We start from the raw sequence: 19404 nt of genomic DNA, 5'->3' as shown, positions 1-19404 counted from the left end.
TTACTCGGGCTCCATGGCGAAGCTGCATCTCCCAGGTCACAAGGATCAGCGCGACGGAGAGAATCCGGCGCCGGAGGAGGCCGGTCCCCGGCCCGAGGTGGAAAGGGCGGCGCCGGACTCGCCCGCGAAGCTCCCGAGGCGGTCGTGGGTGGCCGTGCTGAAGGGCAGCGTGCGCGAGTTCCAGGAGGACGAGCTCACCGACCGGGCGGCGGCCCTCACGTACTACACGGTGCTGTCGCTGTTCCCGGCGCTGCTGGTACTGGTGTCGCTGCTGGGCATCGCCGGCCGGTCGGTCACCGACCGGCTGCTGGAGAGCCTCCAGCAGGTCGCGCCCGGTCCCGGCCGGGACATCATCACCCAGGCCGTGCGGCAGCTTCAGGACAACTCCGGCGTCGGCTCGTTGCTCGCCGTCGTCGGCCTGGTGCTGGCCGTCTGGTCGGCGTCGGGCTATGTGGCGGCGTTCATCCGCACCTCGAACGTCGTGTACGACGTGCCCGAGGGCAGGCCGATCTGGAAGGTCCTGCCGGTCCGTGTCGGAGTGACCGTGCTGCTCATGGTGATGGCCCTGATCAGCGCGGTGATCGTGGTCTTCACCGGTGGTCTGGCCCGCCGGGTCGGGGACGTCATGGGCCTAGGCGACACCTTCCTCACGGTGTGGTCGATCGCCAAGTGGCCGGTCCTGGTCGTGCTGGTCACGCTGATGATCGCGGTCCTGTACTGGGCCTGCCCCAACGCCAAGGTCAAGGGCTGGCGCTGGCTCACTCCGGGCAGTTTCCTGGCACTGCTGGTCTGGATGGCCGCGTCCGCGGGCTTCGCCTTCTACGTCGCCAACTTCGGCTCGTACAACAAGACCTACGGCACGATGGCCGGCGTCATCATCTTCCTGATCTGGCTCTGGGTGACCAATCTGGCGATCCTGCTCGGCCTGGAGTTCGACGCCGAGACCGCGCGCCAGCGTGCCATCGCCGGGGGCCACCCGCCCGAGGCGGAGCCGTACACGCAGCCGCGTGACACCCGCGCCTGGGACGAGCAGGATCGCCAGAAGGTGGACCTGCCGGAGGACCGCGCTTCCTGAGTCCTCCGGTGCCGTGCCTACGACGCGGCGGAGCGGTCCCGGCGTACGAGCCGTTTCAGCAGCGGCCACGTCAGCAGCACGACGACCACGGCGTACACCGTCACCGCGAACGGCGTGTCGACCAGCCCGGCGACGCTGCCGTCGCTGATCTGCAGGGCGCGGCGCAGTTGCTGCTCGGCGTTGGGGCCGAGGATGACGCCGATGACGGCGGGCAGCACGGGGAGTCCGTAGCGGCGCATGCCGAACCCGATCAGTCCGATGATCAGCAGGATCACCAGGTCGACGGCCTCGCCGCCGACGGCGTAGGCGCCGACCGAGGCGAAGAAGAGGATTCCCGCGTACAGGTACGGCCGTGGGATGCGCAGCAGTTTGGCCCACAGCGGCGCGAGCGGCAGGTTCAGGGCGAGCAGCAGCACCATGCCGACGAACAGCGAGGCGATCAGGCCCCACACCAGCTCGGGTTCGCGCTCGAAGAGCAGCGGGCCCGGCTGGATGCCGTACTGCTGGAAGGCGGCCAGCATCACGGCCGCGACCGCGGTGGTCGGCAGTCCCAGCGTCAGCATCGACACCAGGGTGCCCGCCGCCGACGCCGACGCCGCGGACTCGGGGCCGGCCACGCCCTCGATGGCGCCCTTGCCCCACTCGTCCTTGTGCTTGGACAGGCGTTTCTCGGTGACGTAGGAGAGGAAGGTGGGGATCTCGGCGCCGCCCGCCGGGATCGCGCCGAAGGGGAAGCCGATGAACGGGCCGCGCAGCCAGGACTTCCAGGTGCGCCGCACGTCGGCGCGGCCGAGCCACGGGCGGCCCACCGGGATCGGCTCCCCCGGCCGGCGCCGCAGGTGGGCGGCGACCCACAGGGCCTCCCCGATCGCGAACAGGCCGACGGCGACGATCACCACGTCGATGCCGTCGGCGAGCTGGAGCGAGCCGAAGGTGAGTCTCTGCTGGCCGGTCATCTGGTCGAGGCCCACCAGTCCGAGCGTCAGCCCGATGAACAAGGACGCGAGACCCCGGATCCGGGACGAGCCGAGGACGGAGGTCACCGCGATGAAGGCGAGCACCGTGATGGCGAAGTAGTCGGGAGCGCCGATGTCGACGGCGAGCCGGGCCACCGTCGGGGCGAGCACGACCAGCAGGATCGTGCCGACCATCCCGCCGGCGAAGTGGCCGACGGCCGCCGCGGCCAGCGCCTGGGCGCCGCGCCCCGACTTGGCCATCGGGTTGCCTTCCATCGCGGCGACCACGGCGGCACTCTCACCGGGGGTGTTGAGCAGGATCGAGGTGGTCGAACCGCCGAACATGGCCCCGTAGTAGATGCCCGCGAACATGATGAACGCGCCGACGGGATCGAGTCCGTAGGTCACCGGCAGCAGCAGCGCGACCGCCATGGCGGGGCCGATGCCGGGCAGGACGCCGATCGCGGTGCCGAGGAGCACACCGAGGGCGGCCCACAGCAGGTTGAGCGGGGTAAGCGCGGTGCCGAAGCCGTCCAGCAGGGAGTCGAGGGCGTTCATCTCACAGCACTCCCATCAGGGGACCGCCGGGCAGCGGCACTCCGAGCAGGTTGTTGAACACGACGTAGGTGACGAGGGACAGCACGGCGGCGACGAGCGGGTCGCGGTCCGGGCGTCGGCTGCCGAGGGCGAAGGCGGCGCCCCAGAACAGCAGGGCGCCCGCGACGGGGAAACCGAGCGGCTCGATGAGGACGGCGGCGCCGAGGAAGACACCGGCCAGCAGCAGGACCGTGCGCCAGTCGGCGGGTTCGGACAGGTCGATGTCCTCGCCGGTCTCCGCCTGGCCGCGGCCGCCGCGCAGCACGTCGACGGCGAGCAGGGCGGCGATGACCAGCAGCCCGGCGCCGACGGCGAGGGGCACCGTCCGGGGGCCGACGGGTCCGCGCTGGGCGATGTCGACGTCCATGGTGAGCGCGTCGGTGAGCACCAGCAGGCCGAGGGCCAGCAGCAGGACGCACACGCCGAGTTCGGAGTGGTCGCGCAGCCAGGAGCGGCGGCGCTCCGTGGTGGGCGTCGGGGGGAGGTCGGCGGTCGGGGTCGTCACAGTCCCAGCTCCTTCAGTACCGAGACCACCCGCTGGTCCTGTGCGTCCAGGAAGTCGCCGAACTCCTCGCCGGACAGGAAGGCGTCGTCCCAGCCGTTCTGCCTCATGGACTCCTGCCACTCGGGAGAGTCGTGGAGTTCCTCGACGAGGCGGACGAGTTTGCCGCGCTCGGCGTCGGAGAGGCCGGGAGGGGCCACGATGCCGCGCCAGTTGGTGAAGTTCACGTCGTAACCCGCCTCCTGGAGGGTGGGCGCGTCCAGGCCGTCGACCCGCTCGGGTCCGGTGACCGCGAGGAGGCGCAGCTCACCGGCCTTGATCTGGTCGAGGTACTCGCCGACGCCGGAGACGCCGAAGGCGACCTTGTTGCCGAGGATGGAGGCGAGGAGTTCGCCGCCGCCGTCGAACGGGACGTAGTTGACCTGTTTCGGGGAGATCCCCGCGGCGCGCGCCATCAGCATCGGCGCGAGATGGTCGGGGCCGCCCGGTGAGGAGCCGCCGCCCACGGGAAGCTTGCCGGGGTCGGCCTTCCAGGCGTCGACGAGCTCGTCGATCGTCCGGTACGGCGAGTCCTTGGCGACCACGACGACGTCCTGCTCCTCGGTGAGGCGGGCGATCGGGGTGGTGTCGGCGAGGGTCGCGGGCGCGTCGTTGGAGCGGACGGCGCCGACGACGCCGAGTCCCATCGACATCGCGAGCCTGCCGTTGCCGTGCTCGCCGACGAGGCGGGTGAGGCCGACGGTGCCGCCGGCGCCGGGCAGGTTGAACACCTCGATGCCGGGGGTGAGTCCGGCGTCCTCGGCGTTCTTGGCGGCCGTGCGCGCGGTGATGTCGTAGCCGCCGCCGGGGGTGTTGGGGACCATGAAGCGCAGCCCGGGGATCTGTGTGCCGGTCCCGGTGCCGCTGCCGGTGGTCAGCAGCGGGGGTCCGATGAGGACGAGCACGGCGGCCCCGAGCAGGGCGAGGGGGGTGCGCAGGCGCACGAGTGCCACCACCTGTCGGTCGGTCGTTGCGGTCGGGGGACGCCCTGTGGGGAGGGTGGGGTGGGCCACATGCTGCACCCGCTTCGCCCGGCTGTCCCGCTTGCGGAACCAACGGAGATTCTGGTCTTTGTGTCAGCGGCGCCCCGCGCTGCGGCCGCCGCCCGGGCCGTGCCCGATCCCTTTCCCTTCGCGCAGGTGAGGGCCATGATGGGGCGACCCCGCCCAGGAAGCCTCCCCGCCGAAGGATCGTGTACGCCGTGGTCGCCGCCTTCCGTCGTCAGACCCTCGCCGGCGAGATGCTGGTGCTCCAGCTCGCCATCGTGGTGGTGGTGCTGGTGGCGGTCGCCGGGGTCTCGCTGGCGCAGTCGGAGGCGACCTTCGACCGGGTGGAGGGCCGGCGGGTCGGCGCGCTGGCCGAACAGCTGGCGGCCAATCCCCTGGTGCGCGGCCAGCTCGTGGTGCCGCTGCCGCGCGAGGCGCTGGCGCCGCTGGTGAACTCCACGCAGTCGCAGTCCGGGGTGACCTCCGTGACGGTCGCGGACGCGCGGGGGCGGATCGTCAGTTCCACGGACCCGACGGCGATCGGTGCGCCGCTGCCGCTCGGCACCGGTGCCGCCCGCGGGCGCGGCTGGTCGGGGGAGCTGACGCTGGGCGGCGGACGGGAGCGGGTGGCCCAGGTGCCGGTGCTCGGGGCGGCGCCGGAGAACCTCGGACGGCACCTGGGCACGGTGATGGTCGGCGAGGCCTCCCCCACCGTCTGGCAGCGGCTCAGCGGCGCCTCCTCGTACCTGCTCGCCTATCTGGGCATCGCGAGCGCGCTGGGGCTGGCCGGGTCGCTGCTGCTGGCCCGGCGGGTCAAACGGCAGACCCTCGGGCTGGAACCACGGGAGATCGCCGGGCTCGCCGAGCACCGGGAGGCGATGCTGTACGGGATCGCCGAGGGCGTGGTGGCCCTGGATCCGCAGGCCCGGGTCACGCTGGTGAACGAGGTGGGCCGGCGGCTGCTGGACCTGCCCGGGGACTGCGTGGGGCGGAGTCTGGCGGACCTCGGCGTCGAGGGGCGGCTGCGGGACGTGCTGAGCGGGGGCCGGGACGGCGCGGGCGACGGGCGCGACCAGGTCGTCGTCCGGCACGGCCGGGTGCTGGTCATGAACCGGATGGCGGTCCGCAAGGACGGACGGCCGCTCGGCTCGGTCACCACGCTGCGCGACCGTACGGAACTCGCCCGGCTGGAACGGGAGATCGGGTCCTTCCGCAGTTCATCGGAGCTGCTGCGCGCCCAGGCCCACGAGTTCGCCAACCAGCTGCACACCATCTCGGGGCTGATCGAGATCGGCGAACAGGAGGAGGTGGTGCGCTACGTCCGCGCCCTCAGCAGGCGCCGCCAGTCGCTCGACGTCACGCTGAGCCGCCGGGTCCGCGACAGCACGGTGGCGGCCCTGCTGATGGCCAAGTCCTCCCAGGCCGCCGAACGCAAGGTGCGGCTGCGCATCTCCGACGACACGGCGCTGGAGCGGCTGGCGCCGGAGGACGCGGCCGACGTCGCCACGGTGGTGGGCAACCTGGTGGACAACGCGGTGGATGCCGCGGCGGCGGGCGGTGACGCGGGTCGTGACCGGCCCGGTGGGAGCCACGAGGCCTTCGTCGAGGTCGAGTTGCGGCAGGACGCGGCCAGTGTCGAGATCGCCGTCCGGGACTCGGGGCCCGGTGTGGCACCCGACCTGGCCCGGGAGGTGTTCGCGCACGGCTTCACCACCAAGGCCGCCCGCGACGGCGGGCGCGGCATCGGCCTGGCGTTGACCAGGCTGGTCTGCGAACGTCACGGCGGGGAGATCTCGGTGAGCAACACCCCCGACGGCGCCCTGTTCACGGCGCGCATGACCGTCAGTCACCTCACCGGCGCGGAGACGGAAGGAGCGGACCGATGACGGGTGGCGGGGCGACGCCCAATGCGCCGGACGCGATCGACGTCCTCGTGGTCGACGACGACTTCATGGTGGCCAGGGTGCACCGCGCCTTCGTCGAGCGGGTCGGCCCGTTCCGCGTGGTCGGCGTCGCCGGCAGCGGCCGGGAGGCCGTCGACGCCGTCGACGAGCTGCGCCCCGACCTGGTCCTGCTCGACCTGTACCTGCCGGACGTCTTCGGCCTGGACGTCATCCCGCGGCTGCGCACCGCCGGGCACGACTGCGACGTCATGGTGATCAGCGCCGCCCGGGAGGCGGACACCGTGCGCGGGGCCGTACGCCACGGCGTGGTCGACTACCTGCTCAAGCCGTTCGAGTTCGAGGACCTGCGCACCCGTCTTGAGCGGTACGCCGCCCAGCGCGGGCGGCTGCTGAGCACCGTCGTACGGGGCCAGGCGGACGTGGACCGGGTCCTGGCCAAGGCGGCGCCCGCGCCCGTGGCCGGCGGGCTGCCCAAGGGCATGAGCGTGGAGACCGCCGAACTGGTCGAGCGTGCCCTGCGCGCCGCCGACGGCACGCTCTCCGCCACCGAGTGCGCCGCCCTGACCGGGATCTCCCGCGTGAGCGCCCGCCGCTACCTGGAGCACTTCCACACCACGGGCAGCGCGGACGTGTCCCTGCGGTACGGCGCGGCCGGGCGGCCCGAGCGGCGGTACGGCTGGCGCGTGTGAGGCACGGCGGCACCGTGTCGGCCTGCCGGGGAGGGGCACTCGTACGCGGTGGTGGAGCTCATCCGGAGCCGCCGTGCGCACCCGGGAGGCAAGGATCATGGGACATGGTGGAAACGTCATCGACGAGTTGGTGACCGATCACCGTGAGGTGGAGGAGCTGTTCGGCCGTATCGAGGCGCTCGCGCCCGGCGACAAGGACCGCAAGCTGTACGCCGACCAGGTCACGATGGAGCTGGTCCGGCACTCGGTGGCCGAGGAGGCCTATCTCTACCCGGCGGTGCGCAGGTACGTGCCGAACGGCGACGCCCTGGCCGACGAGGAGATCGAGGACCACGCCAAGGCCGAGCAGCTCATGAAGGATCTGGAGGGATGCGACGCCGGCGAACCCGAGTTCGACCGCCTCATCGGCCTGTTGATGACCGAGGTCCGTGCCCATCTGGCCGAGGAGGAGGGGACCCTCTTCCCCGCGCTGCGCGCCGCCTGTACCTCGCAGGCCCTCGACGAGCTGGGGGACAAGGTGCGCCAGGCGAAGAAGGTGGCGCCGACCCGTCCGCACCCCTCCGCCCCGGACACGCCGCCGCTGAACAAGCTGCTGGCGCCGGGCGCGGGACTGGTGGACCGGGTGCGCGACGCACTCTCGGGCCGTGGGAAGAAGGCATGAGCGCGGCTCGCGTGGGTTGACGCCTTCTATCCTCGGCCCGGCGACGCGCGCGGCTCGCGTCGGTTCGCGTCGCCGGGAGCGGGCCGGCGTCCGCTCCGGTGCGCGGCGGCCTCAGGCGATCATTGCCCGTCCCGGCCCCAACCGGTCCAGCAGCGGCTCCTGGTGCAGCTCGGCGACCGGGGCCAGGAGGTCGGGGTGGCGCAGCAGCGCCGCCGCCCGCCGGTCGTGCGCGTCGGGCGCGACCAGGCGGCGGAACTCCGCCGTCTCACCGGTCGCAGGGCCGCCGTCGGCCAGCGCGGTCACCGCGCGACGGGCCAGTGCGGGGTCGCCGAGCAGACAGGCGGCCCAGCTCGCCACCACCTCGTCCACCCAGGTCCGCCAGGCGTAGGAGTCGAGGTCCTCCTCACCGCGGACGTCCGCCCCGGTGATCCGGTCGAGCCGGCCGGAGCCTCCCGGCCCCGCCATCGCCACCAGCGCGGCGTCCGTCCGCGTCGGATACCGCAGCCACGCGGCGACCGTCACGGCCTGGCGCGCCTGCACCTCGCACAGGGCGACGGCCAGCGCGCCCCCGGACGCCGGATAGGCGCGCGTGAACCACTGGGCGGTCGCCGCGATGAGCGGGGAGAGATCTGCGAGCACTGCCGAGCCGTCCGAATCCTGGGCGCTGGAGGACGCCCTCGTCAGGTACGAGGAGGAGGGCACCCCGCAGGAGGGAAGGGCGCCGGGTACGAGGGGAAGGGCCTGGGCGAAACCGTAGCCCGGGAGGCCCGGGGGACGACATGGCCCGGCGCTCATCGCCGACGTGGCCTCGGCCACACCCGGGGCGCCTGGTCGTCACACGCTCGCCGCACCCGGGTGGCGAGGCGCCGACCCGGCCCCTAGTAATGGTCAGGGACATCGCGTGTCGCGCTTCGGTAGCGCAGGAGCGGCCGCACGACTCCCTTGGAGCCCAGCATGACCACGCGCTCATCCCCTCAGCCGGACCCCTCCCACATACTCTTCGGCGACCCCTCCGCCGGCGAGCCGCCCGCGGCCGTCGCCCCGGTCGCCGAGACGGCGGCGTACGGCCTCCCCGCCGCGCAGCCGCCGACCGCCCCCACCGCGCAGGCCCCCGCGTACGGCTCCCCCGCCGCGCAGGCCCCCGCGTACGGCACACCGGCCGCTCAGCCGCCCGTGTACGACGTCCAGGCCACGGGCGCGACCCTGTACCGCGTCCCCGGTGTTCAGGCGTCGGCGCCCGGCGCCCCCGTGGGTACGTCACCGGTCCACGGCGTCCCGGTCCTGGAGCCCCCGAGTCACCTCGGTGCCGCCGCGGAGCCGCCGGTGCGCGGCGCCCCGGTCCTGGAGCCGCCGCCGTACCGCCCTCCGGCCGCGGAGCCGCCGGTGCGCAGTGCCCCGGTCCTGGAGCCGCCGCCGTATTGCCCTCCGGTCGCCGAACCGCCGGTGCACAGCGCACCCGTGGCGCCGTCACCGGTCCACAGCGCCCCCGTCGCGGAGCAGCCGGCGCACGGTCGTCCGGCCACCCCGGTGCCGGGCCACGGTGGTCCGCCCGGCGAGCCGCCGCTCCGCCCCGCCCCCACCGCAGAGACGAGGTACGTCGTCGGCGCGGCACCGGGCCGCGACCTGACCGCGCTCCTGGAAGCCGCGGGCCCGCTGGACGAGACGGTTCTGCGGTCCCCGTCGGCATCGGACGCCGGGGCGCCGGACCACTCGCCGGCCCCACCGCCGCTGAACCCGGTCGGTGACCTCGTGCACGCCGCCGTGAGCGACCGGCCGCTGGAGGAGATCGTCCGGCTGGTCACGCTGATGGAGCAGTCACCCGAGTACGCCCAGACGGTCACCGCGGTGCTGCGGGCGGTCGCGCTGGACCGGCCCGTCGAGGACGTGGCACGTCTCATCGCCCAGTTGACCCACCCGCCGCGCCACGCGGACAGCGCGGACGAGACCATCCGCGTCGCGGTCGCGAGGCGCTCCGTCGACGACGTGTCCCGCCTGATGGCCCTGCTGCACCAGACCTCGCTGCCGCCGCACTGCGGACAGGAGGCGGTCCGCGCGGCCGCCATCGGGCGGCCCGTGGAGGAACTGGTCGAGCTGATCGGCAGGTTGGGCCAGGAGCGGCAGCGCGAGGCGCTGGCCGCCGCGGCCGCCCTGCGTCCGCACTCCGGGGTCGTCCCGGAGCCGCCCCCGGACCCGCCCGCCGCGCCGGAACCGGAGGCCGTGCGGACGCCTGCCGCGCCGGAGCCGCGGGAGGCGGCGCGGCCCCGCGCCGGGCGGAAACCGCGGATGCGGCGCGCGCGCCGCACGGCGCAGCCCGAACGACAGGTGTTCTGGCCGAGTTGGCTGGCCGCCGCGGCCCTCGTCGTGTGCGCCGCGGCGTACTTCCCGCTGCGCCGCGACGACGCTCCGCTCGGCGTCTACGCGCTCGCGCTCGGCATGTCCGGGGCGTGCCTGCTCGTCGCCGTCCTGGTGGCGGCGCGGACCGGTGTCCCGGCCCTGCTGGCCGGGATGCTCATGCCCGCGGGGCTCGCGGGGGCCGGGCTCCTGGAGAGCCGGGTCCATTCGTCGGGCCTGTCGAGCGCCCTGGACCTCACGGTGGCCCCGCCCTGGAGCGCCGGACTCACGGCGGTGAGCGCCTCGCTGGCCTCCCTCGCGGCCCTGCTCCTGCTGCTGATGGTCCAGTTGGCCGAGCGGTATCCGGCACCTCGTCCGACGGCCGGGGCCGGCCGGACGGCGGAATGACGGCGGCGTCGGCCGGGGCTGAGCCGTTGCGGGCGGCCCCGGCTACGGCGCCATGAGCCCGGCGGCGACCGTCGCCCCCAGTTCCCAGCAGCGCTCGACGTCGGCCCGGCCCGGCTCGCCGGTCACGGTGACCGCCTCGGCGGCGCGCCGCCAGCCGAGGCCGGTGGTGACCGACTCGACGGCGCGCACGGCGCCCGTGACGTCGCTGCCGCCGTGCACGTAGTAGCCGAAGGGCCGGCCGCGCGTCTCGTCCAGGCACGGGTAGTAGACCTGGTCGAAGAAGTGCTTGAGGGCACCGGACATGTAGCCGAGGTTGGCCGGGGTGCCCAGCAGATAGCCGTCGGCGGCCAGGACGTCGGAGGCGGTGGCGGACAGCGCCGCCCGGCGCTCCACCCGGACGTTCTCGATCTCCGGCGTCGTAGCCCCGGAGATCACCGCTTCCAGCAGGGCCTGGCAGTTGGGCGAGGGCGTGTGATGCACGATCAGCAAGGTGGTCACGCCCGCACCCTGCCGTGCGGCCCCCCGCGGCCGCAAACCGTCGCCGTCCCGGTCGGCCGCCGCTCCCGTTGTGACCCCGGCCCGTGAGTGGAACGATGCCCGGCACCAGCCGTGACGAAGGGAAGCATCGTGACCGAGGGGGATCACCGGCCGCGCGCCGCCACCGTGTTCGACGCGATCGGCGCGGCGTACGAGCAGGCGTTCGCCGGCTCCGCCGCGCACCGGGCTTCGCTGGAGTGGCTGCTCGGGCGGCTGGAGCCCGGCAGCCGGGTGCTGGACGTCGGCAGCGGCACCGGGCGGCCCACGGCGCAGGTACTCGCCGACGCGGGTCACGACGTCCTCGGCGTCGATGTCTCGCCCGTGATGGTGGAGCTCGCGGCCCGGCAGGTGCCCGACGCCTCCTTCCGGTGCGCCGACATCCGGGAGATCTCCCTGCCGGACGCCTCGTTCGACGCGGTGTGCGTCTACTTCTCCCTGCTCCAGCTGTCCCGCGCGGAGCAGTCCGCCCTGCTCGGACGGCTGGTGCGGGCGGTGCGGCCCGGCGGACACCTGGTGCTCGCCACCGTGCCGCTGGACGTGGAGGACGTCGAGGCCGTCTTCATGGGGCAGCCCGTGCGGGTGACGAGCTTCGGCGCCGAGGAGTTCGCCGCGCTGGCGGGCGACGCGGGGCTGTCGGTGCTCGGGCAGGAGCGCTCGGTCTTCACCCCCGCCCATCCGGAGGCGATCCCGGAGCCGCACCTGTTCCTGTACTGCCGGCGGGAGCGGGACCCGGGCCGCTGACAGGGCGGCGGCCGCGTTTCTGCGCGACGATGGGCCGGAGGGACGGAGGGACTGGGGGCCGTGGCACCGCCCACCGGCGAAGGGATCGTGACGTGCGGGAACTGGCGATCATCGAGGCGCCCTCGGTCCTGGGGCTGCGGCCGTGCGGCGTCGAGGAGCTCCCGGCGGCCCTGTTCGCCGCCGGGCTGCTTGACGTCCCCGGCGCGGTGCGGGCGGGCCGGGTGGAACCGCCGCCGTACGACGAGCGGCGGGACCCGGAGACGGGCGTCCTCAACAGCACCGGTATCGCGCAGTACTCCGTGCGGCTCGCCGACGCGCTCGGCGCGGTGCTCGACTCGGGCCGCTTTCCCGTCGTGCTCGGCGGCGACTGCAGCATCCTGCTCGGCAATCTGCTCGCCCTGAAGCGGCGCGGCCGGCACGGTCTGCTGTTCCTCGACGGGCACACCGACTTCTACCAGCCGTCGGCCGAACCGGCGGGCGAGGCGGCCTCGATGGACCTCGCCCTGGTCACGGGCCGAGGACCCCGGATCCTCACCGACATCGGGGGCCGCGGGCCGCTGGTGCGCGACGAGGACGTGGTGGTCCTCGGTTACCGCGACGCCCTGGAGTCCGCCGAGTTCGGCATGCAGCCCCTTCCGTCCGAGCTGTACGCCCTCGACCTCGACGGGGTGCGAGCCGTCGGCGCCGAGACGGCCGCGCGCCAGGCGGTCGAGCGGCTCTCTCGCGCGCCCGGCGGCTACTGGGTGCACCTCGACGTCGACGTCCTGGACGACGCGATCATGCCGGCCGTCGACTACCGGCAGCCCGGTGGGCTCACGTGGCTGGAGCTGGAGGACGTGCTGAGCACGGCCCTGGCCGACGAACGGGCCGTCGGCCTGGACGTGACGATCTTCAACCCGCGCCTGGACCCCGACGGGGGCATCGCGGTCGACCTTACCGAGTGCCTGCGGCACGGGCTGTCGGCCCGGGTGAAGGCGGGCCGCGGCGAGGCCTGCTGACCCCGGGGCCGGCCGGAACCCTTGACGGACCCGAAGTGTGAGTGATTGAGTACTCACATGAAGACGGAACAGCGTCGGCTCTCCACCGCCGAGGAACGCAGGGAGACCGTGCTGCGCACGGCCATCGGGGCGTTCGCGGCACGCGGCTACTTCGGCACCACCACCACGGAGGTGGCGAAGGCGGCCGGGATCTCGCAGGCGTACGTGTACCGGCTCTTCCCGAACAAGGAGGCGCTGTTCACCGCCGTGGTCGAGTACTGCTTCGTCCAGGTCCGCGCCGCCTTCGAGCGCGGGGCGGCCGAGGCGACCGGCAGCGCGCCGGAGGTGGTCCTGGAGGCGATGGGCGACGCCTACGCCCGCCTGATCAGCGACAACGACCTGCTCCTGGTGCAGTTGCACGCCCAGGCGGCGGCCGTCTCCGAGCCGGCCGTCAGGGACGCGGTCAGGGCGGGATACGCCCGCGCCGTCGAGTACGTCCGCGGCGCCTCCGGCGCGAGCGCGCCGCAGATCCAGCAGTTCTTCGCGACCGGCATGCTGTGCCATCTGATCGTCGCGATCGACGCGACCGCCCTGGACGCGCCCTGGACCCGCACACTGTCCGAGGGCATCACGCACTACTGACCGACCGCACCGACCCGGGCGGCCGTCCGGTTCCTCCCTGGACCGACAGCCGCCCTCTCCGAGGCCCGGAGAGTGAGTGGTCAACCACTCCCACGACTCCTGTCAAGACCCGAGCCACGCGCCACCCACCACCGCGAAGAAGGAGACACCGTCATGAAGGCCACCGAAGTCGTCCTGCCCGCCGTCGGCGAACCCGAGAGCCTCGAACTGCGGGTCCGGGAGCTGCCGGAGCCGGGTCCCGGCCAGGCCCTGGTGCGGGTCGAGGCCAGCGGCGTGACCTTCGCCGAGCAGCAGATGCGGCGCGGCAAGTACTACGACATGCCGAAGTTCCCGTTCGTACCCGGCTACGACCTGGTCGGCGTCGTCGAGGAACTCGGCCCCGGGTCCGCTCCGGTGGCCGTGGGGCAGCGCGTCGCCGCCCTCACCAAGACCGGAGGCTGGGCCGACCACGTCCTCGTGGACGCGGCGGATCTGGTGCCGGTCCCCGAGGGGGTCACCGCGGCCGAGGCGGAGACGCTGGTCACCAACGGCGCGACGGCCTGGCGGATGCTCTTCCGCACGGCCGAGGTCCGCAGCGGCGACACCGTCCTCGTGCACGGCGCCAACGGGGGTGTCGGCAGCGTGCTGGTCCAGCTGGCCCGCAGCCGCGGCATCCATGTCATCGGCACCGCCTCGGCCCGCAACCAGGAGGCGGTCGCCGCGACGGGCGCGACCCCGGTCGACTACCGCGGTGACGTGCCCGCCCGGGTCCGTGAGCTGGCGCCCGGTGGTCTCGCCGCCGTCTTCGACCACGTGGGCGGCAGGAGCGTCGACGACTCCTGGCGGCTCCTCGCCCCCGGCGGCACCCTCGTCTCGTACGGCAGCGCCTCGACGCGTGACCAGGCCGGCAGCGGAACGGTCGCGGTGCTGAAGCTGGTCGCCAAGCTCGCGGCCCGGAACGCCCTGCCCAACGGCCGGCACGCCCACTTCTTCAACCTGTGGGCCGGCAAGGCACGCCGCCCCGAGCGGTACCGGGCGGAGCTGCGGGAGGACCTCACGAAGATCTTCGACCTGCTCAGGACGGGCGCGATCGAGACCAGGATCGACCGGGTCTACCCGCTCCGGGAGGCCGCCGCCGCGCTGCGGCACGCCGAGTCCGGGACCGTCGTGGGCAAGGTCGTGATCGCCCCCGACGCCGAGGACGGGCGGTGAGAGGTGCGGGGCGCCCCGGGCACGGGCGGCCACACCGGGGCTGGTGGCGGCCACGCGGAGGGCCTGTGGCGGTGGCCACGGACCCCTGGGGCACCTTATGGATGTCATAAGGTAGCCTTATGAGCTCATAGAGCGGACCCGCGTACCAAGTTAGGCATGCCTTAGCTTAGGCTTCCCGTCGAGTCGCCTCATCATCGCTCGAAGGGAACCTGATCATGACGCGCCCGCTGCGGGTAGCCATCGTCGGAGCCGGCCCGGCCGGGATCTACGCCGCCGACGCCCTGCTCAAGTCCGGCGTGGCCGCCGAACCCGGCGTGTCCATCGACCTCTTCGAGCGGATGCCGGCGCCGTTCGGCCTCATCCGCTACGGCGTCGCTCCGGACCACCCCCGCATCAAGGGCATCATCACGGCCCTGCACCAGGTGCTCGACAAGCCGCAGATACGGCTCTTCGGCAATGTCGACTACCCGACCGACATCAGCCTGGACGACCTGCGCTCGTTCTACGACGCCGTGATCTTCTCCACCGGCGCGACCGCGGACCGGGCGCTGTCGATCCCGGGCATCGAGCTGGACGGCTCCTACGGCGCCGCCGACTTCGTGTCCTGGTACGACGGGCACCCGGACGTGCCGCGCACCTGGCCGCTGGAGGCCGAGAAGGTCGCCGTCCTCGGTGTCGGGAACGTGGCCCTCGACGTGGCGCGCGTCCTCGCCAAGACCGCGCAGGAACTGCTGCCGACGGAGATCCCGCCGAACGTCCACGACGGCCTGAAGGCCAACCGGGCCAAGGAGATCCACGTCTTCGGCCGGCGCGGACCCGCGCAGGCGAAGTTCAGCCCGATGGAGCTGCGCGAGCTGGACCACTCCCCCACCATCGAGGTCATCGTCGACCCCGAGGACATCGACTACGACGAGGGCTCCATCGAGACCCGGCGGGGCAACAAGCAGGCCGACATGGTCGCCAAGACGCTGGAGAACTGGGCGATCCGGGACGTCGGCGACCGTCCGCACAAGCTCTTCCTGCACTTCTTCGAGTCGCCCAGCGAGATCCTGGGCGAGGACGGCAAGGTCGTCGGGCTGCGCACCGAGCGCACCGAGCTGGACGGCACGGGCAACGTCAAGGGCACCGGCAGCTTCACCGACTGGGACGTCACGGCCGTCTACCGGGCGGTCGGCTACCTCTCCGACAAGCTCCCCAAGCTGCCCTGGGACATCGACTCGGGCACCGTCCCCGACGAGGGCGGCCGCGTGATCGAGGAGGGCGGCACGCATCTGCAGTCGGTGTACGTCACCGGCTGGATCCGGCGCGGCCCCGTCGGCCTCATCGGCCACACCAAGGGCGACGCCAACGAGACGGTCTCCAACCTGCTGGACGACTTCGCGCACAGCCGTCTGCACACCCCGTCCGCACCGGCCCCCGAGGCCGTCGACGCCTTCCTGGCCGAGCGCGAGGTCCGCTTCACCACCTGGGACGGCTGGTACCGGCTGGACACCGCCGAGAAGGCGCTGGGCGAGCCCCAGGGCCGCGAGCGCGTGAAGATCGTCGAGCGTGAGGACATGCTGCGGGAGAGCGGCGCGTAGGCGCACCGCGCATCTGACGGCGAGGGGCCCGGCGGACTGCCGCCGGGCCCCTCGCCGTCCCCCGAATCCCCCGCCGTCCTACGGCGCGCCTTACGGACCTGTGACGTGCCGGGCGCGGTGCGGCTGCGCGCCCGGTGTGCCGACCTAGCGTGTGGCCATGCGCGTACTGATCACCGGCGGTGCCGGATTCATCGGGTCCCATGTGGTCGAGGCACTGTCGGCGGCGGGGCACGAGCCCGTCGTGTTCGACGTGCGCGGGGACGCCGGCTCGGACGTCCGTGACCTCGACGCCGTGCGCCGCGCCCTGTCCGGCGTCGACGCCGTGTCGCACCAGGCGGCGATGGTGGGTCTCGGCACGGGCTTCGCCGACGCACCCGAGTACGTCTCCCGCAACGACCTCGGAACCGCCGTGCTGCTCACCGCCATGGCCGAGACCGGCGTACGACGGCTGGTGCTGGCCGGCTCGATGGTGGTGTACGGGGAGGGCCGTTACCGCTGCGCCCGGCACGGCGCGGTGCGGCCCGGCCCCCGGGCGGCCGCCGACCTGGCCGCGGGGCGTTTCGAGCCGGTGTGCCCGGACTGCGGTGCCGCGCTGGAACCCGGTCTGGTCGGCGAGGACGCGCCGGCCGATCCGCGCAACGTGTACGCGACGACGAAGCTCGCCCAGGAGCATCTGGCGGCGGCGTGGGCGCGGGCCACGGACGGCACGGCGGTGTCGCTGCGCTACCACAACGTGTACGGGCCCCGGATGCCCCGTGACACGCCCTACGCCGGGGTGGCCTCCTTCTTCCGTTCCGCGCTGGCCCGGGGCGAGGCCCCGCGCGTCTTCGAGGACGGGCGCCAGCGACGGGACTTCGTGCACGTGCGGGACGTGGCCTCGGCCAACGTGGCCGCGCTGGAGGCGAGTTCGGCGCCCGGAGCGCTCACGGCGTACAACACCGGCAGCGGTGAGCCGCACACGGTCGGGGAGATGGCGCGGGCGCTGGCCGACGCGTACGGGGGGCCGGAGCCCGTGGTGACCGGGGAGTACCGGCTCGGGGACGTCCGCCACATCACCGCGGACTCCTCCCGGCTCCGCTCCGCGCTGGGCTGGCGGCCAGAGGTCGCATTCGCCGACGGGATGCGGGAGTTCGCGCGGGCCGGGCTGCGCGCGGAGCCGGGCCCGGCACTGCCCTGACGTCCGCGTTTCGTAAGCAGCAGTAGTCCGATATGCCCGCTTTCCCTTCGTAGGGTGAATGCCGTGACAACCCCTCCCCCACCCCCGCCCGTCGATGTCGTCCTGCCCTGTCTGAACGAGGCCGAGGCGCTGCCCTGGGTGCTGGAACGCATGCCGGCCGGATGGCGTGCCCTCGTCGTGGACAACGGTTCCACCGACGGCTCGGCGGACGTCGCCCGCGCGCTCGGCGCCACCGTCGTCCACGAGCCGCGCCGCGGCTTCGGCGCCGCGTGCCACGCGGGACTCACCGCCGCCACCGCGGGCATCGTGTGCTTCTGCGACTGCGACGCCTCGCTCGACCCCTCCCTGCTCGTCCCCTTCGTGGCGGAGGTGCGGGACGGCCGGTCCGACCTGGTCCTCGGCCGCCGCCGGCCGCAGGGGCGCGACGCCTGGCCGGCGCACGCGCGCGTCGGCAACGCCGCGCTGACGGTGCTGCTGCACCGGCGCACCGGGCTGCGGCTGCACGACCTCGGCCCGCTGCGCGCCGCCCGGCGTGAGGCGCTGCTCGCCCTCGGCCTGACCGACCGGCGCAGCGGCTATCCGCTCCAGATGGTGGTGCGCGCCGCGGACGCGGGCTGGCGCGTCGCCGAGCACGACGTGCCGTATCTGCCCCGCACCGGAGTCTCCAAGGTCACCGGCACCTGGCGCGGCACCTGGCAGGCGGTACGGGACATGCGCCGCGTGCTGGCCGAGCCGCCCTCGGCGCTGCAAGGGAGCCCCCGATGACCACCCTGCTCGTCATCGCCAAGGAGCCACGCCCGGGGCACGTCAAGACGCGGCTCACCCCGCCCTTCACGCCCGCCGAGGCGGCCACGCTGGCCGAGGCCGCCCTGGTGGACACGCTGCACGCGGTGGCCGCGACTGAGGCCCACCGCCGGGTCCTGGTGCTGGACGGGCGTCCGGGCCCCTGGCTGCCGGAGGGCTTCGACGTCGTGCCGCAGTGCGCGGGCGGACTGGACGAGCGGCTGGCGGCGGCCTTCGCCGGGTGCGACGGGCCCGCGCTGCTGATCGGGATGGACACGCCGCAGGTGACGCCGGAACTGCTGACCGTGGACTTCGCCGGCTGCGACGCCTGGTTCGGCCCGGCCGAGGACGGTGGCTTCTGGGCGCTGGGACTCGCCGAGCCCGCCCCGCAGTTGCTGCGCGGCGTCCCCATGTCGACGCCGCGCACCGGCGCCGTCCAGCGCGAACGGCTCGTGGGGGCCGGACTCCGGGTGCGGGACCTGCCCCGGCTGCGGGACGTCGACACGGCGGCCGACGTGGCGGCGGTGGCCGCGCTGGCGCCGCGCGGCCGGTTCGCCGCCGAAGTGGCCCGGCTGCGGGCGGCCACCGGCCGATGAGTGCCCCCTACGAGACGACACGGCCCGGCCGGCTCCTCCCCTGGACCGCCGACGACCCCTATGTACGCGCGCTGCGCACCGGTCGCGGCCCGCTCTTCCTGCGCCGCAGCGACGGCTGGCTGCTGCCGCTGGACGTGGAGCGCTGGTGCGCCCGCCCGGACGAGGCCGACCTGACCGTGCTGGCCCGCTGCGAGGGCGCCGTGCTCGACGTCGGCTGCGGTCCCGGCCGGCTGGTCGCCGAGCTCGCCGCCCGGGGCCGCCCGGCGCTCGGCGTCGACGTCAGCGAGGCCGCCGTCGCGCACACCGCGCGCCTCGGCGGCCGCGCCCTGCACCGCTCGGTCTTCCAGCCGCTGCCCGGCGAACGCCGGTGGGGCACCGCCCTGCTGATGGACGGCAACCTCGGCATCGGCGGCGACCCGCACGCCCTGCTCGGCCGCCTCGCCCGGCTGCTCGCCCCCGGCGGGCTCGTGATCGCCGAGACGGTCCCGGCGGACATCGACGAACGCGTCCAGGTCCATGTCACCGACGGGCAGGGCACGACGGGCGCCTCGTTCCCGTGGGCGCGCCTCGGCACCCCGGCGCTCATGCGGCACGCGCGCGTGCTGGGTCTCTGCGTGGACGGTCAGTGGTCGGCAGGCGGCCGCTGCTTCGTGGCCCTGCGCACCCGCAGCGCCAGCAGCAGCGCCGAGCCGCCGCACAGCACGGCGGTGATCAGCAGCCACCGCGCCAGGAACCCGTCCGCGGACAGCCCCGTCACCAGCCGGTAGCGCTCGTCCATCTGACCGCTGATCAGCGGGAACCACATGAGCAGCAGCAGCCCGGACAGGACGGCGGGGACCCGGACGTAGGGCACCCACTCCCGCCACATCGCCGTCTCCAGCGCGCCCGTGAGCCCCCGGTCCGCCGCCGAGTACAGCGGCAGCAGCACCAGGTCGTGCAGCAGGGCCGCGCCCACGAACCAGAGCACGACCCCGACCCGGTCACCCGCGAGCAGCCGCACGCCGGCGTACCCGGCGAGCGCGAACGAGCAGG

Annotated in this window: 19 protein-coding genes; 14 read left to right on the top strand and 5 right to left on the bottom strand. The window is 73.9% G+C overall.

Annotation, left to right across the window (positions count from 1 at the left end; translation table 11 throughout):
- Nucleotides 1-13: 13 nt before the first annotated feature.
- A complete protein-coding gene (locus tag ACIP2X_RS04175) occupies nt 14-1075 on the top strand; it encodes a YihY/virulence factor BrkB family protein (protein ID WP_401667200.1) in 1062 nt (353 codons plus the stop codon).
- A 17-nt stretch (nt 1076-1092) separates the two neighbouring features.
- Here ACIP2X_RS04175 and ACIP2X_RS04170 read toward each other — a convergent pair whose 3' ends face one another.
- The 3 genes from ACIP2X_RS04170 to ACIP2X_RS04160 are packed head-to-tail and all read right to left on the bottom strand — an operon-like array spanning nt 1093 to nt 4113.
- Entirely contained in the window at nt 1093-2589 is a 1497-nt protein-coding gene (locus ACIP2X_RS04170) for a tripartite tricarboxylate transporter permease (RefSeq protein ID WP_401667197.1), read from the bottom strand.
- A gap of 1 nt (nt 2590) precedes the next feature.
- A complete protein-coding gene (locus tag ACIP2X_RS04165) occupies nt 2591-3133 on the bottom strand; it encodes a tripartite tricarboxylate transporter TctB family protein (protein WP_401667194.1) in 543 nt (180 codons plus the stop codon).
- On the bottom strand, nt 3130-4113 hold the full coding sequence (locus tag ACIP2X_RS04160) for a Bug family tripartite tricarboxylate transporter substrate binding protein (RefSeq protein WP_401668853.1): 984 nt from the start codon (nt 4111-4113) through the stop codon (nt 3130-3132). The genes ACIP2X_RS04165 and ACIP2X_RS04160 overlap by 4 nt, the downstream gene beginning before the upstream one ends.
- Nucleotides 4114-4409: 296 nt before the next feature.
- Between ACIP2X_RS04160 and ACIP2X_RS04155 the strand changes: the two genes are divergently transcribed.
- The 3 genes from ACIP2X_RS04155 (at nt 4410) to ACIP2X_RS04145 (ending at nt 7409) form a co-directional block, all read left to right on the top strand.
- Complete coding sequence (locus tag ACIP2X_RS04155; RefSeq protein ID WP_401668850.1) at nt 4410-6041, top strand: ATP-binding protein; 1632 nt, start codon at nt 4410-4412, stop codon at nt 6039-6041.
- Complete coding sequence (locus tag ACIP2X_RS04150; protein WP_401667191.1) at nt 6038-6748, top strand: response regulator; 711 nt, start codon at nt 6038-6040, stop codon at nt 6746-6748. The genes ACIP2X_RS04155 and ACIP2X_RS04150 overlap by 4 nt, the downstream gene beginning before the upstream one ends.
- Nucleotides 6749-6845: 97 nt before the next feature.
- Nucleotides 6846-7409 carry a hemerythrin domain-containing protein gene (locus tag ACIP2X_RS04145; RefSeq protein ID WP_401667188.1) on the top strand — a complete coding sequence of 188 codons (564 nt, stop codon included), beginning with the start codon at nt 6846-6848 and terminating at the stop codon, nt 7407-7409.
- Between the two features lie 111 nt (nt 7410-7520).
- Here ACIP2X_RS04145 and ACIP2X_RS04140 read toward each other — a convergent pair whose 3' ends face one another.
- Nucleotides 7521-8048 (bottom strand): hypothetical protein, encoded by a 528-nt coding sequence (locus ACIP2X_RS04140; RefSeq protein ID WP_401667186.1) that lies wholly within the window; start codon nt 8046-8048, stop codon nt 7521-7523.
- 315 nt (nt 8049-8363) lie between these two features.
- On the opposite strand from ACIP2X_RS04140, the gene ACIP2X_RS04135 reads away from it, so the two are divergent.
- On the top strand, nt 8364-10148 hold the full coding sequence (locus tag ACIP2X_RS04135; RefSeq protein ID WP_401667183.1) for a hypothetical protein: 1785 nt from the start codon (nt 8364-8366) through the stop codon (nt 10146-10148).
- Between the two features lie 42 nt (nt 10149-10190).
- Here ACIP2X_RS04135 and ACIP2X_RS04130 read toward each other — a convergent pair whose 3' ends face one another.
- Nucleotides 10191-10646 (bottom strand): flavodoxin family protein, encoded by a 456-nt coding sequence (locus tag ACIP2X_RS04130; RefSeq protein WP_401667181.1) that lies wholly within the window; start codon nt 10644-10646, stop codon nt 10191-10193.
- A 129-nt stretch (nt 10647-10775) separates the two neighbouring features.
- Between ACIP2X_RS04130 and ACIP2X_RS04125 the strand changes: the two genes are divergently transcribed.
- From ACIP2X_RS04125 to ACIP2X_RS04085, 9 genes are all read left to right on the top strand, one after another.
- A complete protein-coding gene (locus ACIP2X_RS04125; protein ID WP_401667178.1) occupies nt 10776-11426 on the top strand; it encodes a class I SAM-dependent methyltransferase in 651 nt (216 codons plus the stop codon).
- A gap of 92 nt (nt 11427-11518) precedes the next feature.
- Nucleotides 11519-12424 carry an arginase family protein gene (locus ACIP2X_RS04120; protein WP_401667176.1) on the top strand — a complete coding sequence of 302 codons (906 nt, stop codon included), beginning with the start codon at nt 11519-11521 and terminating at the stop codon, nt 12422-12424.
- 57 nt (nt 12425-12481) lie between these two features.
- Nucleotides 12482-13045, top strand: a complete 564-nt coding sequence (locus ACIP2X_RS04115) for a TetR/AcrR family transcriptional regulator (protein ID WP_401667173.1) — start codon at nt 12482-12484, stop codon at nt 13043-13045.
- Between the two features lie 153 nt (nt 13046-13198).
- On the top strand, nt 13199-14236 hold the full coding sequence (locus ACIP2X_RS04110) for a medium chain dehydrogenase/reductase family protein (RefSeq protein ID WP_401667170.1): 1038 nt from the start codon (nt 13199-13201) through the stop codon (nt 14234-14236).
- A gap of 215 nt (nt 14237-14451) precedes the next feature.
- Nucleotides 14452-15816 (top strand): FAD-dependent oxidoreductase, encoded by a 1365-nt coding sequence (locus ACIP2X_RS04105; protein ID WP_401667167.1) that lies wholly within the window; start codon nt 14452-14454, stop codon nt 15814-15816.
- Between the two features lie 157 nt (nt 15817-15973).
- Nucleotides 15974-16993, top strand: a complete 1020-nt coding sequence (locus ACIP2X_RS04100) for an NAD-dependent epimerase/dehydratase family protein (RefSeq protein ID WP_401667165.1) — start codon at nt 15974-15976, stop codon at nt 16991-16993.
- 54 nt (nt 16994-17047) lie between these two features.
- On the top strand, nt 17048-17758 hold the full coding sequence (locus ACIP2X_RS04095; protein WP_401667162.1) for a glycosyltransferase family 2 protein: 711 nt from the start codon (nt 17048-17050) through the stop codon (nt 17756-17758).
- On the top strand, nt 17755-18372 hold the full coding sequence (locus ACIP2X_RS04090; protein WP_401667160.1) for a DUF2064 domain-containing protein: 618 nt from the start codon (nt 17755-17757) through the stop codon (nt 18370-18372). The genes ACIP2X_RS04095 and ACIP2X_RS04090 overlap by 4 nt, the downstream gene beginning before the upstream one ends.
- On the top strand, nt 18369-19139 hold the full coding sequence (locus tag ACIP2X_RS04085) for a class I SAM-dependent methyltransferase (protein WP_401667158.1): 771 nt from the start codon (nt 18369-18371) through the stop codon (nt 19137-19139). The genes ACIP2X_RS04090 and ACIP2X_RS04085 overlap by 4 nt, the downstream gene beginning before the upstream one ends.
- Nucleotides 19140-19404: the final 265 nt, after the last annotated feature.

The organism is Streptomyces sp. NPDC089424 (assembly GCF_044749345.1).
Lineage (GTDB): Bacteria > Actinomycetota > Actinomycetes > Streptomycetales > Streptomycetaceae > Streptomyces.
Note: the sequence above shows the minus strand (reverse complement) of the source record. Positions and strands in the feature narration are given on the sequence as shown.

Coding starts and splice junctions, on each gene's coding strand:
- ACIP2X_RS04170 (WP_401667197.1), bottom strand. CDS start 2,589: ATGAACGCCCTCGACTCCCTGCTGGACGGCTTCGGCACCGCGCTTACC.
- ACIP2X_RS04155 (WP_401668850.1), top strand. CDS start 4,410: ATGCTGGTGCTCCAGCTCGCCATCGTGGTGGTGGTGCTGGTGGCGGTC.
- ACIP2X_RS04105 (WP_401667167.1), top strand. CDS start 14,452: ATGACGCGCCCGCTGCGGGTAGCCATCGTCGGAGCCGGCCCGGCCGGG.
- ACIP2X_RS04135 (WP_401667183.1), top strand. CDS start 8,364: ATGACCACGCGCTCATCCCCTCAGCCGGACCCCTCCCACATACTCTTC.
- ACIP2X_RS04145 (WP_401667188.1), top strand. CDS start 6,846: ATGGGACATGGTGGAAACGTCATCGACGAGTTGGTGACCGATCACCGT.
- ACIP2X_RS04115 (WP_401667173.1), top strand. CDS start 12,482: ATGAAGACGGAACAGCGTCGGCTCTCCACCGCCGAGGAACGCAGGGAG.
- ACIP2X_RS04175 (WP_401667200.1), top strand. CDS start 14: ATGGCGAAGCTGCATCTCCCAGGTCACAAGGATCAGCGCGACGGAGAG.
- ACIP2X_RS04150 (WP_401667191.1), top strand. CDS start 6,038: ATGACGGGTGGCGGGGCGACGCCCAATGCGCCGGACGCGATCGACGTC.
- ACIP2X_RS04090 (WP_401667160.1), top strand. CDS start 17,755: ATGACCACCCTGCTCGTCATCGCCAAGGAGCCACGCCCGGGGCACGTC.
- ACIP2X_RS04110 (WP_401667170.1), top strand. CDS start 13,199: ATGAAGGCCACCGAAGTCGTCCTGCCCGCCGTCGGCGAACCCGAGAGC.
- ACIP2X_RS04085 (WP_401667158.1), top strand. CDS start 18,369: ATGAGTGCCCCCTACGAGACGACACGGCCCGGCCGGCTCCTCCCCTGG.
- ACIP2X_RS04100 (WP_401667165.1), top strand. CDS start 15,974: ATGCGCGTACTGATCACCGGCGGTGCCGGATTCATCGGGTCCCATGTG.